At 63.5% G+C, this 14,634-nt stretch carries 17 protein-coding genes and 1 tRNA gene; 7 read left to right on the top strand and 11 right to left on the bottom strand.

Going from position 1 to position 14,634, the window contains the following annotated elements; genetic code table 11:
- Window positions 1–789: 789 nt before the first annotated feature.
- Window positions 790–1,872: a DUF484 family protein gene (locus PTE31013_RS07675; protein WP_246174035.1), complete on the top strand. Its 1,083-nt coding sequence runs from the start codon at window positions 790–792 to the stop codon at window positions 1,870–1,872.
- 48 nt (window positions 1,873–1,920) lie between these two features.
- On the opposite strand, the gene PTE31013_RS07670 is transcribed toward PTE31013_RS07675, so the two are convergent.
- The 5 genes from PTE31013_RS07670 to PTE31013_RS07650 all read right to left on the bottom strand — a co-directional run bounded on the left by PTE31013_RS07670 (window position 1,921) and on the right by PTE31013_RS07650 (window position 5,019).
- Window positions 1,921–2,868 carry an AEC family transporter gene (locus PTE31013_RS07670; protein WP_150612244.1) on the bottom strand — a complete coding sequence of 316 codons (948 nt, stop codon included), beginning with the start codon at window positions 2,866–2,868 and terminating at the stop codon, window positions 1,921–1,923.
- Between the two features lie 2 nt (window positions 2,869–2,870).
- A complete protein-coding gene (locus PTE31013_RS07665) occupies window positions 2,871–3,632 on the bottom strand; it encodes a GntR family transcriptional regulator (RefSeq protein WP_150612243.1) in 762 nt (253 codons plus the stop codon).
- 209 nt (window positions 3,633–3,841) lie between these two features.
- Window positions 3,842–4,135, bottom strand: coding sequence for a hypothetical protein (locus tag PTE31013_RS07660; RefSeq protein ID WP_150612242.1), 294 nt, complete (start codon window positions 4,133–4,135; stop codon window positions 3,842–3,844).
- A gap of 376 nt (window positions 4,136–4,511) precedes the next feature.
- Window positions 4,512–4,700, bottom strand: a complete 189-nt coding sequence (locus tag PTE31013_RS07655) for a hypothetical protein (RefSeq protein WP_150612241.1) — start codon at window positions 4,698–4,700, stop codon at window positions 4,512–4,514.
- Window positions 4,701–4,812: 112 nt separating this feature from the next.
- A complete protein-coding gene (locus PTE31013_RS07650) occupies window positions 4,813–5,019 on the bottom strand; it encodes a hypothetical protein (RefSeq protein WP_150612240.1) in 207 nt (68 codons plus the stop codon).
- Window positions 5,020–5,642: 623 nt separating this feature from the next.
- On the opposite strand from PTE31013_RS07650, the gene PTE31013_RS24750 reads away from it, so the two are divergent.
- The 5 genes from PTE31013_RS24750 (at window position 5,643) to fghA (ending at window position 9,086) form a co-directional block, all read left to right on the top strand.
- Window positions 5,643–5,810: a hypothetical protein gene (locus tag PTE31013_RS24750; protein WP_174978483.1), complete on the top strand. Its 168-nt coding sequence runs from the start codon at window positions 5,643–5,645 to the stop codon at window positions 5,808–5,810.
- Between the two features lie 52 nt (window positions 5,811–5,862).
- Window positions 5,863–6,144, top strand: coding sequence for a hypothetical protein (locus PTE31013_RS07645; RefSeq protein WP_174978482.1), 282 nt, complete (start codon window positions 5,863–5,865; stop codon window positions 6,142–6,144).
- Between the two features lie 114 nt (window positions 6,145–6,258).
- A complete protein-coding gene (locus tag PTE31013_RS07640) occupies window positions 6,259–7,377 on the top strand; it encodes an alpha/beta fold hydrolase (RefSeq protein WP_150612238.1) in 1,119 nt (372 codons plus the stop codon).
- A gap of 137 nt (window positions 7,378–7,514) precedes the next feature.
- The gene (locus tag PTE31013_RS07635; RefSeq protein WP_150612237.1) at window positions 7,515–7,883 is read left to right on the top strand and encodes a SpoIIAA family protein; all 369 of its coding nucleotides are present in this window, start codon (window positions 7,515–7,517) and stop codon (window positions 7,881–7,883) included.
- A 348-nt stretch (window positions 7,884–8,231) separates the two neighbouring features.
- Window positions 8,232–9,086 carry an S-formylglutathione hydrolase gene (fghA, locus tag PTE31013_RS07630; protein WP_150612236.1) on the top strand — a complete coding sequence of 285 codons (855 nt, stop codon included), beginning with the start codon at window positions 8,232–8,234 and terminating at the stop codon, window positions 9,084–9,086.
- Between the two features lie 150 nt (window positions 9,087–9,236).
- On the opposite strand, the gene fusA is transcribed toward fghA, so the two are convergent.
- The 4 genes from fusA to PTE31013_RS07615 all read right to left on the bottom strand — a co-directional run bounded on the left by fusA (window position 9,237) and on the right by PTE31013_RS07615 (window position 13,289).
- On the bottom strand, window positions 9,237–11,333 hold the full coding sequence (gene fusA, locus PTE31013_RS07625) for an elongation factor G (protein ID WP_150612235.1): 2,097 nt from the start codon (window positions 11,331–11,333) through the stop codon (window positions 9,237–9,239).
- A 197-nt stretch (window positions 11,334–11,530) separates the two neighbouring features.
- On the bottom strand, window positions 11,531–11,707 hold the full coding sequence (locus tag PTE31013_RS24745) for a hypothetical protein (protein ID WP_174978481.1): 177 nt from the start codon (window positions 11,705–11,707) through the stop codon (window positions 11,531–11,533).
- An 87-nt stretch (window positions 11,708–11,794) separates the two neighbouring features.
- Window positions 11,795–12,928 carry a VPS10 domain-containing protein gene (locus PTE31013_RS07620; RefSeq protein WP_425495546.1) on the bottom strand — a complete coding sequence of 378 codons (1,134 nt, stop codon included), beginning with the start codon at window positions 12,926–12,928 and terminating at the stop codon, window positions 11,795–11,797.
- A gap of 91 nt (window positions 12,929–13,019) precedes the next feature.
- Window positions 13,020–13,289 carry a MoaD/ThiS family protein gene (locus PTE31013_RS07615; protein ID WP_150612660.1) on the bottom strand — a complete coding sequence of 90 codons (270 nt, stop codon included), beginning with the start codon at window positions 13,287–13,289 and terminating at the stop codon, window positions 13,020–13,022.
- 371 nt (window positions 13,290–13,660) lie between these two features.
- Here PTE31013_RS07615 and PTE31013_RS07610 point away from each other — a divergent pair, with 371 nt between their 5' ends.
- Window positions 13,661–14,023, top strand: a complete 363-nt coding sequence (locus PTE31013_RS07610) for a hypothetical protein (protein ID WP_150612234.1) — start codon at window positions 13,661–13,663, stop codon at window positions 14,021–14,023.
- Window positions 14,024–14,050: 27 nt separating this feature from the next.
- Here the strand turns inward: PTE31013_RS07610 and PTE31013_RS07605 are convergent, their stop codons facing one another.
- Both PTE31013_RS07605 and PTE31013_RS07600 read right to left on the bottom strand, forming a co-directional pair.
- Window positions 14,051–14,239, bottom strand: a complete 189-nt coding sequence (locus PTE31013_RS07605; RefSeq protein ID WP_150612233.1) for a glycine zipper 2TM domain-containing protein — start codon at window positions 14,237–14,239, stop codon at window positions 14,051–14,053.
- 189 nt (window positions 14,240–14,428) lie between these two features.
- A tRNA-Lys gene (locus PTE31013_RS07600) sits at window positions 14,429–14,504 on the bottom strand.
- Window positions 14,505–14,634 lie beyond the last annotated feature (130 nt).

Genomic DNA, 14,634 nt, shown 5'->3' with positions numbered 1-14,634 from the left:
CTCGCGATATCGCAATGGCATATCCGGAAAGTGTGTGGGCCGAATCAAGCCCCTCGGCCCTCGCCAATCGACGTCAAAAAAACAGCGGCGCGCGCGGCGAGCGAGCGACTGTCATGTGGCGTGGGCGCAACGCGGGCGCCGACGTGTTCGCGTGTCATTGACGTGTCATTGAGTGTGTCGGCACGGTCTTCCTGCCCTGATGCGTTTGCCGGTATGGGCTGCCGTTGTCGTGCGTGGCAAGCGGTGGTGGGCGCGATGAACGCTCGCGACTTTCGCGGCGGCACGATGCGTTTTTGTCCGCGTGGACGTTCGCGCGCGAGGACGCCTTCACGGCCGTGGCTGACGATTTTTGGGGCTGTTGCATCGCGATGACGCCGCATCGCAGCCGGCGCGCAATGGTGACTTGTCGAGGCGGCCGGCCGAACGCCCGGAAGACGTCCTGCACCGCGGCGAGCGTTTTGGTGCGCTGCCGCACGGACTTGATGCGAACTCGGTATTTTCCCTAGGGTGTTGGATATCGTGTCGCCGCGCGAAGCCACGGCTGGCAAAATTCGGCTCTGGTACCCTTAAATTCAGTGCAGGCGTGCCGTTAAAGGCTCATGACGGACTTGTAGCAGGCGTCATCATGCCCTCACAGCACGGGGTTCGGCGAGCGCGTTCGACGCGGGCGATCCGACCTGGGACTTATCCCTCGGTGCGCCGCTCGGGCGCAACGCTGGGGGCCTCGGCATGAGGCAGGGCAATCACGCTAGGCGGCCGCGAAGCGCCGCGCGTCTTTCGAGACTTTACGTGGCAACCAACCAGGCACCGACGCTCGACTCCCTGCAATCGCTGCTGGCGACGGTCCAGCGCAATGAGCGCTCGCTTAAACGTTTTCAGGACATCGAGTTGGCGCTGATGGGCGCACCGGACTTCGGCCAGTTCCTGGAAGTGGTGTTCAACCGCCTGCGTCACGATTTCGACCTGTCGGGTGTGCGCCTGATGCTCGCTGAGGTCGACGATACCCTTCGCGATCTCATCGACACGGCCGAAGGCATCCGCGCGCTCGACGCCGGTCTGTGCATTGCGCAGGATGCCGGTACGTTCACGGCCGTCTGCGGCGACGGCCAGCTTTGGATTGGCGCGCCGCGTGAGCGTCACGTGCCGCTGTTCGGGGTGCGCCCGCCGGCCAGCGCCGTCGTGATGCCGCTCGCGCGCAATGGTCGATATCTTGGCGTGATCGCGCTGGGCAGTCACGACGCGCGCCGCTTTGCTCCAGAGATGGCCACCGATTTCATCGAACGTTTCGGCGCGGTCATCGCGGTGTGTCTGGAGAACATGTGGAACCGCGAGCGTCTGAAACGCATTGGCCTGACCGATCCGCTCACGGGCTTGTCGAACCGCCGCTATTTCGACCAGCGTCTGCGTGAGGAAGTGAGTCGGGGCGCGCGTTACGGGGCGCCGCTCGCGTGCCTGCTCATCGACATCGATCATTTCAAGCGTGTCAACGATAGTCATGGCCATGCCACGGGCGACCGGGCTTTGCGGGCGGCCAGCGCGTGCATGCGCGCGCAACTGCGGGTAACGGACACCCTCGCCCGTTATGGCGGGGAAGAGTTTGCCGCGCTGCTCGTGCAGACGGAGCAGAACTGGGCTGGCACGGTTGCGGAACGCGTGCGTCGCGCCGTGGCGCGGCTGGAAGTGCCGGATGACGAAGGCGCACACGTGCCGCTCACGATCTCCATCGGGCTGGCGAGTGTGGATCCGCGCGATATCGACGACCGGGACACTCTGCCGATGCGTCTGCTCGGCGCCGCCGATGCGGCACTTTATGCCGCGAAGCGCGGCGGACGCGATCGCGTGGTCGTGGCGCCGGCGGCGAGCCTGTGCTGACACTGAGGGCACCCCGGCGCCGGCGAGCGACTCAGGCGTCCCCTAACCCTAACGCACGCTGAACCAGCCGATCAGCAGCGACACCGTCACCACCGACAGCACCGTCGAAATCAGAATTGCCCGCGATGCGACGGTGGCCTCGCGTCCATACAATTGCGCGAGCATGAACGGACCCGTGCCGATGGGCAAGGCGGAGAGCAGCAGGGCGCTGTGTGCCCAGATCGCGGGAAGATCGAAGACGCGGAACGCCAGGAATGCCGTGATCGCCGGTTGAAACACCAGCTTGAGTCCGACAAGACGCCCCACCGCCCGCGCCATGTGGGGTTCCCGCGCCGTGCTCGTGCGCTGCGCGAGAAACATACCGATTGCCACCAGGGCGCATGGACTCGCGGCGCCACCGAGCAGTGTCGTGAAGTGCAACACGGGCGTGGGTAGCGCGATACCGGCGGCCGCGAACGCCATGCCGATGAACGGCGAGACGACGAGCGGATTGCGCACGAGCGCCCGGGCAACGAAGCGCGCCGTGCCGCGCCAGTTCGGCGTGGCTTGCAGATCCGTTTCGATGATCGCGATGGACACGGCGAAGAGGACGGTGGCGGTGAGCAGCATCGCCACGACGACCGCCGGAACGCTGGCGGGACCGAACGCCACGAGGCACAGTGGCAACCCCATGAACCCGGCATTTGGATAGGCGGCGCCCATGCCTTCGATGCTCGCGTCGGTCAGTCGTCCGCGCACCGTGCGATCGAGCAGGAACGACAGCGCGAAGGTCGCCGCCATGCCGCCGCCGAACGCCCCCAGGAACCCCGGATTGACCAGCTCCGTCCAAGTAATCTGGGCCATTGACTGGAACAGCACGGCGGGCAGGGCGAGATAGACGACGAAGCGATTGAGCGCGTCGAGGGCGGCGTGGCCGAGCCACGCCCGACGTGCACAGAGATAGCCCACGAAGATCAGCCCGAAGACGGGCAGGGCAGCAGAGATGACGGCTTGCATCGTCAGTGCGACTCCGCCAGTCTGGCGAGCCACTCGCGGCGCGCGTTGCCGCCGTCGGCTTCGGTATGTTCACGGGCGGCGGCTTCGGCGCCGGTGGCGTCCCCTGCTGCGATACGGGCGACGATTTCCCCGTGCTCATGCCAGACGACTTCCTGCATCGGCATCGCGCCAAGCGTTGCTGCCATCGCCCGCATGATGTGCGGCCATTGCGGCGCTACCGTTTGCGCGATCAGCGGGTTGCCCGACGCGTCGTGCAGGGCCGAGTGGAACGCGACCTCCACGCGAACCTGACGCGCGACCGGCGTGCCTCGCGTCATCGCCATCCCGGCGGCGACGCCGTCTTGCAGGCGGCGCAATTCCGCGTCGGTCAACGTGCCTTGCGCCATGCGCGTGGCCGCCAACCGGGCAGCCAGGCCGTCCAGCGCTGTGCGCACCTGGTAGAGCTCACGCAGATGGTTGGCGTCGATGGGGGCTACCGCCAGCCCTTGGCGCCCGCTATCGCAGACCAAGCCGTCGCGCTTGAGCAACTGCAATGCATGACTGACGGGTTGGCGCGACACCCCGAGCGAATCGGCCAACTCGGCCTGCCGGATACGCTCGCCCGGCGACAGCGTGAGGTCGGCGATAGCGTCGCGCAGACGCGAATACACCAGGTCGATCAGCACCGGTGTGCTGGTCAGCGGCCCAAGCGGCGCAAGCGACGCGTGGGGCACGGGCGGCGGATCGGACGCAGGAAAGTCGGTGCTGGCAGCGGGGTTCGACATGGGATTCCGGCGTTCGCCGGCGATGCTGATATCTGGAATTCCGAATTCTACGCGGATGGACGAATGCCCGGGGACGTTTTTTTCGATCAACAGTCATCGTTCGGGGATAGAGGGAGAGAGGAGGAAGGGGGCGGCGAGGGACGAGAGAAGGGCGAACGGGTAGGCGGCGGACGCAGGAAAGCGGGGCGGTGCGAGGGACGGGCGGCACCTCAGTCGCGCGGATCGAGTTCGGGCGGCGAGACAGAGGCGGCACGCGCGGGCGTCTGGAGCAGAGCTTGCATGGTTGTGCGGGTACGTTGCAGACGTCGGGCGAGGGCCCAGGCGTCGGCTTCGCGTTCGAAGAGACCGACGATCAGATGCGGTTCCGCGGCGAAACCGTCGGAAAACAGGCCGATATTCTTGGCGATCATCTCACTCGTGCGTTCGACCGAGACGGTGTACTGACGCGGCGAGCGATATTGATTGATGACCACGGCGAAGGCGCGGGAGAACGCGTCGGACATGCGGAAACCTCCTCTGTCGGCGTAGCGCGGCGTCCCGGGTGCGAGCGAGGGAGACTTGGCGCGAAGCATTGTACTTCCGGAGATTGTAGGCGATGGCGGAGTCCGCGTCGGGACAAAACGATGCCGGTGCAAACACCGGGATGCGAGCATGGGCGTTGGCATAAAAAAACCGCCGAGCGGGTCGGCGGCGCAACAGAGAGGGTGACAGCGCAACCGAAGTTGCCGGAAACCAGCATAAGTGGCCGCGATGACAGCGGCGTGACTGCCGCCGCGACGGAGTGCGGCAGGCGCGCAGGTCCAATGGACCAACGGGAATCGCGTCGCAAGTCGCAATCCGCATCCGGGTTGCGACTTGCTCGCTCGGGGCGCGCGGTGGCTACACGAGGACGGGCAACGCCTCCATGACCAGCAACGCGACGAGGGCGCCGACCACGGCACCGACAGCGCGCAGACTGTAGCGCGTGGCACGCGTGGTGACGGGAATGCCGCCAACGAGCAATGCGCCGGCCACGGCCATCGGCAGGAACAGCGTCAGGTCGTAAAGGTTGAAGTGAAGTATGGGCATCGTTCTTGTCTCCTCACCTGAATTTCCCTTCCACTATAGGACGGTTGTGAAGGATGCCCAAGTTTGGTGCGGCGCAGCATGTTGCTGCGCTGGCAACGATGCCCTTGCCGCGTCAATCCTCCTGGCGTACGGCGTGCATCTTGCGGCGAGCATTCCACATCGCCATGTCCTTGCGCGTGCGTACGCGGTCGCTGACGACGACGCCCGCGGGTTGCGCGCGGGAGGCGGAGAGATCTACGTCATTGGCATCGCTGCGCGCCTGTACCATCATGACGAGCGTAAACAGCGAGGCGGCAAGCGCCAGCAGGATCAGCTTCATAGGGCCCCGGTAAATCTCTGATGATCTGGTCGTTGTCATGCATCGTCGTCCTTTCCCCGACCGGTCCTTGACGCGTGGACCGTGCCGGCGGTGATGGCGCGATGCTTCTTGTGTGCTGCTGATGGACTACGGTTCCGCGAGTGCCTGATGGGACGGGGCTTGGTGTGCCTGACGCGGCCGGGTCGCTATTCGCGTCTCACATGGCGCGACGCATCATAGCAGGCGAATGTGACAACTCCGCTGGCAGCGCGGATATCGCGTCGAGCACGGTGCAGTATGTAAGCGTACGTCCTTTATCGTATAGCGACGTGCGCGGCCAAAAGTTTAGAAATCGTGACAATTTTTTTGACGCGGGCCAGGCATGCCGTGTCGCTGCCATGCCCGTGTCAGCGCGAATGGCCCTGGGGCCATTTAGCTCGATCTCTTGACGACGATCAACACGATAACGGTATCCAGGGTCGATAGTCATCAAATCAGGGCGACGACCCGACTTCGGATCGGGCTTCGTGCGACGATCCGACGCGCTCGCGGCGAGGCGTGGAATCAAGCCGTGCTGCGGCGCCGTTGTCGACCGAATGGCGCCTACCGGTAGACGAGAGGTCGGCATGAAACGCGAACCGTCAATGCACGAAGAACACCCCAATGTGACGGGACTCTCAGTTGCTACTGCTACTGGAGAAGCGCAAGGGCTGACGGAGGCCGAGGCGGCAACGTGCCTGGCGCAATATGGTGAGAGTGTGCTCGCTGAGCATCGCGTCACCGTGCTCGAGCGACTTGCCCATTGCTTCTGAGGGCCGATTCCGTGGATGGTCGAAACCTCGGCAGCGCTTTCCAGGATCGGTCGTGAAGCACGGTGAGATGAGCGGCGTAGCGACGGCAACCGGGATGAATAGCCACTTCGGCAAGACCGCCCATCTCGTCGAACAGGCCAGGGCAGTTCCGCACTTTCGGTGGGCGGTGCCGCGCATCGGCAACTTTCTAATCCTGGTGACAATCGGATGGGGGCTATTGATCGGTCTCGCGGCGTACGCGCTGGTGTCGTTCGTTGTCGCGAGTGGGGTCAAGTTTGCCGTGTACCCATCGTTCGATCATTGTGCTGCGCGGCAAGCCCATCACTTGGCGTAGGTTGAACAGAATCTGCCGCGGCATTTGTCCTGGGCTCGCCAATGAAATGTGTTCGCGCAGATACGTTGTTAGTGCCGTCGACGCGTCGGTGCGTCGATCAATGAGGAATCCTCGATGCCGAAAAAGTCTTCTGTCAAATCATCCGAACTGTCGCTATTGAGCGTGCCGGCGTTCTGGCCAATGATCATGGCGAAAACCCTGCTTGACGAGGAGCGTGAGCTTTACGCAAAGAACTTCAAATTCGTGGACGAGGAGATCAAGATCCACGAGGCGTTGAGGCCCAAGCTCGCGACACCGAATCAGGCCCGTTTGAACCTGCGTACGATGGTTTTGCGCGACTACGGCACACCGGGTGCCGGCACGCCAACATTGGTGAATGCCCCATATGCAGGCCACACAGCGACGATTGCGGACTATCGCGAAGGACAAAGCCTCGTCGAGACGCTGCTCGGCAATGGCATAGGCCATGTGGCGCTGACCGACTGGAAGTCGGCGACCGTCGACATGAAAGACCTGGAAATCGACAACTACCTCGCGGAGCTCGTCGTGGCGATCGACGATCTGGGCGGGCGTGTCAACCTCGTTGGATTATGTCAGGGCGGGTGGTCCTCGGCGATGATCGCCGCGCGCTTTCCCGAAAAAGTGAATGCGCTCGTTCTTGCAGGTTCGCCGATCGACACCGACGCAGGCAATGGCCCTGTCAAGCGCATGGCGCATGAATCCCCAATGTCGTTCTACGAGGAACTTGTCGCACTGGGGGGCGGGTTGATGCAAGGCAAGTTCATGTTGCAGGGATGGAAGAGTATGCACCCTGTCGAACATTACGTGCAGGATCAGGTCGACCTTTATGAGCATATTGACGATCCAGCCTACCTCGCGAAGGAAGAAGCCTTCGCGAGCTGGTATGAGAATCCGATCGATCTGCCCGGGCGGTGGTATTTGCAGGTGATCCAGCAACTCTTTCAGGAAAACCGGCTGGCCAGAGGCGAGTTCTTCGGGCTTGGCCGGCGGCTCGACTTGCACAGCGTGACGTGTCCGCTGTATTTGCTCGCAGGTGCTGACGACGATATTACGGCGCCAGAGCAGGTTCTCGAGGCAAAGAATTACGTCGGCACGTCGCCGGAACATGTTGTCTCGAAGACAGTCCCTGGGGGGCATATAGGCCTGTTTATGGGGGGGCGAACGTTGAAGGAACACTGGCCGGAAATCGCTCGCTGGATCGCAAGTCAATAGCGGAGGCATTACGGCTGCCTGTTCATACGGCGCCTGCGAGAAGGACCCTGCGTACCGGCAAGGCAACTTGGGTTTATTGTTCCAGTTCAGGGGCTGGTCTCAGCGATTGCTCGCTGTATCAATGAAGGAGGAAGGCAATGTTCAAATTCATCGATGGATTGCCGCAAGACGTGCTCGCGGTCGAAGCCACGGGGAAGGTCACGCACGAGGACTACAAAAGTACCCTCATCCCCAAGGCAGAAGCGATGATGAGCAACGGACCGATCAAGATGTTGTATGTCGTCGGGAAAGAGTTCACTGGTTTCGAGGTTGGCGCGTTGTGGGACGACAGCATGTTCGGACTGAAGCACTGGCACGATTTCAGTCACATCGCGGTTGTTACGGATCATGCATGGTTACAGGCTACGGTGGGGATGCTCAGGCCCTTTTTTCACGGCGACGTCCGTGTGTTCCCCGTCGCCGAACTCCCCGCGGCGAAACGCTGGGTCACCGACCTTGGCACGTAAGCATTGCGTACGGACCAAAGATTGAAGGTATTCGATCGTCGGTACGGCGCGTCCCTGCGGACGATGGATTTTCAGCAGCAAACGGGTGACATCCCTTTGATCGGGTCCGCACGGACTCACTCGCCGTGCAGGAGCTTCCGTTATTGCGCGCCTCGTCACGAGTCAGGGGGCGTCAACCCAAGCGATGCGCGTTCGCCCGTCGCACGGTGACCCGCGGGATAACGCCGCCGTTGTTCAGCACATCCGGGTGAACGTTCCTCGCTTCACTTGCCTTGGCGATGCCACGTGTCGCCTCGCGAGGTAAGATATCGGCCATTGCCCACTTCTCGAACCCTCCCGGACTCCCCCATGCTTGAACTCATTTCCGAACACCGTTGTTTCGGTGGCTCGCAACGCTTCTATCGCCATACGTCGGCGACCATCGGCCTGCAGATGCGTTTCTCGGCGTTCCTGCCGCCGCAGGCGCGCGACGGGCGTGCGGTGCCGGCGTTGTTCTATCTCGCGGGGCTGACCTGCACGGAAGAGACGTTCATGATCAAGGGCGGCGCGCAGTGGCTCGCCGCGGAACACGGCGTGGCGCTGATCGCGCCCGACACCAGCCCTCGGGGTGCGGGGCTGCCGGGCGAGTCCGATGCCTGGGATTTCGGCGTCGGCGCCGGCTTCTATCTCGATGCGACACAGGCGCCGTGGTCGGCGCACTATCGTATGTACAGCTACATCGTCGACGAACTCTACGGGGTGGTGACGCAATCGTTGCCGATCGATGCGGGACGCATCGGTATCTTCGGCCACTCCATGGGCGGGCATGGCGCCCTGACGCTTGCGTTGCGCAATCCTGACAAATTCCGCTCGGTGTCGGCATTCGCGCCGATCGCGGCGCCAATGCATTGCCCCTGGGGCGAAAAGGCTTTCGCGGGATATCTGGGCGCGGATCGCGAGACGTGGCGCCAGTATGACGCTAGCGAACTGATGGCGAAGGCCGGTCAGGTGGTGTTTCCCGGCGGCATCCTGATCGATCAGGGCTTGAACGATCAATTCCTCGAATCGCAACTGCATCCGCACCGCTTCGAGCGTGCCTGCCAGGAGGCCGGCCAGCCGCTGAACCTGCGACGCCACCAAGGCTACGACCACGGCTACTACTTCATCCAGACCTTCATGGCGGATCACCTGTCGCATCACGCCGAGCATCTGCGCGCTTACTGACCGCACCCGGGCGCGAGACGCCCGTGTCCGTCAGACCGCTCGCACCGCATGACGGCGAGGCGGTCAGAGCGTGAGCGAGCGAGACAGCCAGACAGTGAAGTCGAGCGCGGCGACCCATCCAGCCCGCCGCGCTCGACCTCCGACGACGTATTACTTCTTGGACGAAATGATCGCGTCGGCCACGTTCTTCGGCGCTTCGGCGTAGTGCTTGAACTCCATCGTGTAAGTGGCGCGCCCTTGTGTGAGCGAGCGCAACGAGGTCGAGTAGCCGAACATTTCCGACAGTGGCACTTCGGCGCGCACGATCTTGCCGCCTCCCACGATGTCGTCCATGCCCTGCAACATGCCGCGACGCCCGGACAGGTCACCCATCACGTTGCCCATGAAGTCTTCGGGCGTCTCGACTTCGACCGCCATCATCGGCTCGAGCAGCACCGGGTCGGCACGGCGCATCGCCTCCTTGAACGCCATCGAGCCCGCCATGCGGAACGCATTTTCGTTCGAGTCCACGTCGTGGTACGACCCGAACGTGAGCGTCACCTTCACATTGACGACCGGATAACCGGCCACCACGCCGTTGTTGAGCGTTTCGCGAATACCCTTGTCCACGGCCGGAATGAATTCGCGCGGCACCACACCGCCTTTGATCGCGTCGACGAATTCGTACGGCTTGTCCTTGTCCGGCTCCAGCGTGATGACCACGTCGCCATACTGGCCGCGCCCGCCCGACTGCTTGACGAACTTTCCCTGCACGTCTTCGATTTTCCGGCGCACTGTTTCACGATAGGCAACCTGCGGCTTGCCGACGGTGGCCTCCACGCCGAACTCCCGGCGCATGCGATCGACCAGGATTTCGAGGTGTAGCTCGCCCATGCCCGAGATGATCGTCTGGCCAGATTCTTCGTCGGTCTTCACCCGGAACGACGGGTCTTCCTGCGCCAGTCGATTGAGGGCGAGGCCCATCTTTTCCTGGTCCGCCTTGGTCTTGGGCTCGACCGCCTGCGAAATCACCGGCTCGGGGAATTCCATCTTCTCGAGGATGATCACGGCGTTCGGGTCGCACAGCGTGTCGCCGGTTGTCGCTTCCTTCAGACCGACCGCGGCGGCGATATCGCCGGCCCGCACTTCCTTGATCTCGATGCGCTGGTTGGCGTGCATCTGCAAGATGCGCCCCAAGCGTTCCTTCTTGTCTTTGGTCGGATTGAAGACGGTGGCGCCCGAGTCGATCACGCCCGAATACACACGGAAGAAGATCAGTTGACCGACGAACGGATCCGTCATGATCTTGAAGGCGAGGGCGGAGAACGGCTCGTCGTCCGACGGGTGGCGCTCGATCTCCTTGTCGTCCTCGTCGTGACCGGCAATCGCCGGCACGTCGACGGGCGACGGCAGGTAATCGATCACGGCGTCGAGCATGGCCTGCACGCCCTTGTTCTTGAAGGCGGTGCCGCACAACATCGGCACGATCTCGCCCGCGACGGTGCGCTTGCGCAGCCCCTCGCGGATCTCGGCCTCGGTCAGCGTATCGCCGCCAAGATACTTCTCGAGCAGTACCTCATCGGCCTCGGCGGCGGCTTCGATCATCTTGTCATGCCATTCCTGCGCCGTATCCTTGAGATTGGCCGGAATGTCGACGTATTCGAACTTCACACCCTTCGATTCCTCGTCCCAGATGATGCCTTTCATCTTCACGAGATCGACCACGCCCTGGAAGTTGTCCTCGGCACCGATCGGGATCTGGATCGGCACCGCATTGCCGCGCAGACGTTCGTGGATCTGCTTGTGGACGCGGAAGAAGTCGGCGCCCACGCGGTCCATCTTGTTGACGAACGCGATGCGCGGCACCTTGTACTTGTTGGCTTGCCGCCAGACGGTCTCGGATTGCGGCTGCACGCCGCCGACCGAATCGTAGACCATGCAGGCGCCATCGAGCACGCGCATCGAGCGCTCGACTTCAATCGTGAAGTCGACGTGTCCCGGCGTGTCGATGATGTTGATGCGGTGTTCAGGATAGTTGCCGGCCATGCCGCGCCAGAAGCAGGTCGTCGCGGCGGACGTGATCGTGATGCCGCGCTCCTGTTCCTGCTCCATCCAGTCCATCGTGGCTGCGCCTTCGTGGACTTCGCCCAGCTTGTGGTTGACGCCCGTGTAGAACAGGATGCGCTCGGTCGTCGTCGTCTTGCCAGCGTCGATGTGAGCACTGATGCCGATGTTTCGGTAGCGCTCGATGGGGGTCTTTCGGGCCACGGTACACCTCTTTTCCGGACGGTGGGAAATAGCACAGCAGCGACCATCATACTCCAATGTCGCCATGCCGCGCTGACCGCGACATCACCCTGAAGCCCAGCAGGCATGAGGGTTTGCGCCGGGCCGCGGTACCCCCTGCCAGGCGCGTCGCCTCGACGTACCGCCCCGGCGGTGCGGCCGGGCCGGCGAGGGTCGGACTACGCCGTGTGACGCTCCCGGGCGAACGCCAGCAAGGCGTCGCGCGGCGCGTTGGCGGCGTCGTTGTGGACGGACGCGACGGCGTCGCCGTCGATCCGCATGGTCAACAACAGGGCTGGCGACATACCGAAGCCGATGATCAGTCGGGATCGGATCGTCAGCTTGGCGATGCGCATGGGGGCAACTGCATGTAGGGAGGGGAGGCCGGGGCTACACGAGCGCCAGCGACGAGATGCTCTGCATACCGAACGATGCGCTAACCGCTAGACGAAGCGCACGGCATAGACAGGCGGCAAGTGCGTGGACAGGCACTGCCATTGCTCGCCTGCGTTGTCGCTGACCCACAGCGCACCGGTCGTCGAGCCCATGGCAAGTGAGCGACCGGTGGCGTCGATAGCCAGCCCGTGGCGATAGATCAGGTCGTAGGACGGCATCTCCGGCAGTCCGTGCGAGAGCGAGGTGAACGACTCGCCGCCGTCACGCGTGCGAATGACGACGAGACGGGCGTCGACCGGTATGCGGCACGCGTCGCGCTGGGCGGGCACGAACCACGCGACGTCGGGGTCGTGCGGATCGACGGCGACGGCAAAGCCGAAACTCGACGGTGAAGCGTGAATCCGCCGCCACGACGCACCGTAATCGAGGCTGCGGAAGATGCCGTTGTGATGCTGTGCCCACAAGGCGTTGGGGGCGTCGTGGCATTGCACGAGGCGGTGGACGTCCTGTGCGTTCGGATCGAGGCGTCGCTCAGGCGGCATGTAGTCGGCTTCCATGCCGCTGGCCGCCAATGTCCAGGTGTGTCCATCGTCGCGCGTGCGCCAGACGCCGCCGGTCGAAACGGCAACCATCACCTGCCGGCTATCGTGCGGATCGATGCAAATCGAATGAATGCCCGGGTGATCGTAGCCGCCGCCCATCCACTCGGCGCGCTCGGGGCGATCCCACAGGCTGTGCACCAGTGCCCAGGTGCGGCCTCGGTCGTGGGAGCGGAAGAGGCCACCCGGGATCGTGCCTGCCCAGAGCACGCCGGGGGCATCGGGGCCAGCCGCTTCGAGCGACCACAGCAGGGAGACCGAGGGTGTCGACGCCGACGATGACGCCTGAGCATCGTCCGACAGTCCTTCCGACTGCCGGGTTTCCTGCGCGAAGGCGGGCGGTGAGAGTTCGGTCCACTCGCTCGCGTCGCGGGCACGGCACCAGAGCTTCACGCCGAAATGCCCGAGATTGAGCGCGGCGTAATCGGTGCCGTCGCGCGGGTCGCGCAACACCATGCTCACCGGCTCGCCGGGAAAATCGGGCGCACTCGACATCAACCGCCAGGCGGCGTTCTCACGCTGCCACGTGAACAATCCCTTGCGGGTGGCAACCAGCAACGTTGCTCCGATGACGTGTTCCACGATCTGCCTCCTTGGCTCGCGCGAGTCTTGTTCGATGCCCGCGGATTCATCTGCTGCTTTCGCTGCTTTTACTGCTTCGGCCTCATCCCGCTCATCCGCCCGAGAGTGCCTGCGCAACATACACGCGGCTGGCGTTGTTCAGCGCATCGCCGAGCGTGTGCCGGTCGTGGATCAACCGGCCATCGACAAAGACCGCGACGTGCGCACGCAAACGTCCCTGATCGTTGAACAGATAGCCGCGCAACCGGGGCGCGCGCGCCACGCATTGCGCGAGCACGTCCTGGACCGTCGGTCCATCGACGCGTTGTTCGTCCACGCTGACGTGGCGCTGAATTGCGGGTGCGAAGGTGACGGTCGCCATGTCCTGGGTTGTGCGGATGCCGTCGCGGCCGACGAATCCGCCCTGCGATGAGAACGAGACTTTCAGTGTAGACAATGCGGGTCGCTCGCACGGTGTGCAGTGCAGCACTGTTGCGCATTCACCGCGCTATGTTTGCCGGAAGATAGCGCGCCGGGGTCGCATGCCGCTTACCTCGCGGCGGCTTCCAACGCCGCAGGGCGCGATTTGGTTGTCTTTGCATGACGAGCAGCGAGTGTCGATGCCTGTCGAGCGTCGTCGTAGGGTGTGGCATCGCATATCGGACACTCCCCATCCCACTTCACCGCGTTATTGTTCACCATTATTGGAGTGCCCGCGAGCGCAGTGCCGCAGGCAAATTCCAGGAGGGAGCAATGGCAAAGAACCGAGGAAAAGACATTGGCATGGGACGCTGGTCGGAGGCGGCGATCAAGCGTCAGTGGCGCTTGCACAAGGCGGGCGAGGCGTCGCAGAAGGAGGACGCGACGCTCAGGCGTCCGCCGGAGATGGCGAGGCGCGAAGGTTACTTCGTATGGAGCGGGCGACAGGCGGCGTTTATCGGTCGGCACGACGGCGCGTTGAAGCATGGCGGGCGTCATTACGCGACGTGCACGGCGCAAGCCAAGCGCTATGCGAACGTGGCGCAGGCCAGGGCGGCGGGAGATGCGGTGGTCGGCGGCGTGTTGATCATGTACGGCTACGCCGCCAATACCCCGCTCTACGTCGTGGGGCGATGACGGCGTGCGCCGCGCCGGTCACTGGCGTTACTTACCCAACTCATGCCCGATGACCCCGCCGACGACGGCCCCGCCGATGGTACCGGCGGTGCTGCCGCCGGTGGCTTCGTGACCGATGACGCCCCCTGCGGCGGCACCGCCAAGCGTGCAACCGGTGAGGGACGCGCCCATCGCGAGTGCCGTAATGACAACGAGAATCGACTTCGCTGTATTCATGATGCGTCTCCTGTAGCAAGGGCTGGCCGTGCGTTGCGCAACGACATGAATTCAGCTTAGCGGGTGCGCGTTTCGCGCACCATCGGTCGCGGCTGAATTGATTGTAGGAATCGGATGACAGGCCGGCGCTGGCGGATGGGGCGGTAGAAACGACGAAGGCCGCACAGCGTGCGGCCTTCGTCATGCATCTGGTGGGGCGTGAGTGACTCGAACACTCGACCTACGGATTAAGAGTCCGCTGCTCTACCAACTGAGCTAACGCCCCGGTGCAACCGAGAACAAAAAAGGCTGCCTGCGGCGCAGCCTTCGCTGTCGTACTTTGGTGGGGCGTGAGTGACTCGAACACTCGACCTACGGATTAAGAGTCCGCTGCTCTACCAACTGAGCTAACGCCC

It is taken from the genome of Pandoraea terrigena (genome assembly GCF_902459705.1).
In the GTDB taxonomy this organism is placed as follows: Bacteria; Pseudomonadota; Gammaproteobacteria; order Burkholderiales; family Burkholderiaceae; genus Pandoraea; species Pandoraea terrigena.
The sequence above is the reverse complement of the archived record's forward strand: the minus strand, read 5'-3'. Positions and strand labels throughout refer to the sequence as shown.

Coding starts and splice junctions, on each gene's coding strand:
- PTE31013_RS07610 (WP_150612234.1), top strand. CDS start 13,661: ATGGCAAAGAACCGAGGAAAAGACATTGGCATGGGACGCTGGTCGGAG.
- PTE31013_RS07665 (WP_150612243.1), bottom strand. CDS start 3,632: ATGTCGAACCCCGCTGCCAGCACCGACTTTCCTGCGTCCGATCCGCCG.
- PTE31013_RS07655 (WP_150612241.1), bottom strand. CDS start 4,700: ATGCCCATACTTCACTTCAACCTTTACGACCTGACGCTGTTCCTGCCG.
- PTE31013_RS24750 (WP_174978483.1), top strand. CDS start 5,643: ATGCACGAAGAACACCCCAATGTGACGGGACTCTCAGTTGCTACTGCT.
- PTE31013_RS07640 (WP_150612238.1), top strand. CDS start 6,259: ATGCCGAAAAAGTCTTCTGTCAAATCATCCGAACTGTCGCTATTGAGC.
- PTE31013_RS07615 (WP_150612660.1), bottom strand. CDS start 13,289: ATGGCGACCGTCACCTTCGCACCCGCAATTCAGCGCCACGTCAGCGTG.
- fghA (WP_150612236.1), top strand. CDS start 8,232: ATGCTTGAACTCATTTCCGAACACCGTTGTTTCGGTGGCTCGCAACGC.
- PTE31013_RS07650 (WP_150612240.1), bottom strand. CDS start 5,019: ATGAAGCTGATCCTGCTGGCGCTTGCCGCCTCGCTGTTTACGCTCGTC.
- PTE31013_RS24745 (WP_174978481.1), bottom strand. CDS start 11,707: ATGCGCATCGCCAAGCTGACGATCCGATCCCGACTGATCATCGGCTTC.
- PTE31013_RS07605 (WP_150612233.1), bottom strand. CDS start 14,239: ATGAATACAGCGAAGTCGATTCTCGTTGTCATTACGGCACTCGCGATG.
- PTE31013_RS07660 (WP_150612242.1), bottom strand. CDS start 4,135: ATGTCCGACGCGTTCTCCCGCGCCTTCGCCGTGGTCATCAATCAATAT.
- PTE31013_RS07670 (WP_150612244.1), bottom strand. CDS start 2,868: ATGCAAGCCGTCATCTCTGCTGCCCTGCCCGTCTTCGGGCTGATCTTC.
- PTE31013_RS07635 (WP_150612237.1), top strand. CDS start 7,515: ATGTTCAAATTCATCGATGGATTGCCGCAAGACGTGCTCGCGGTCGAA.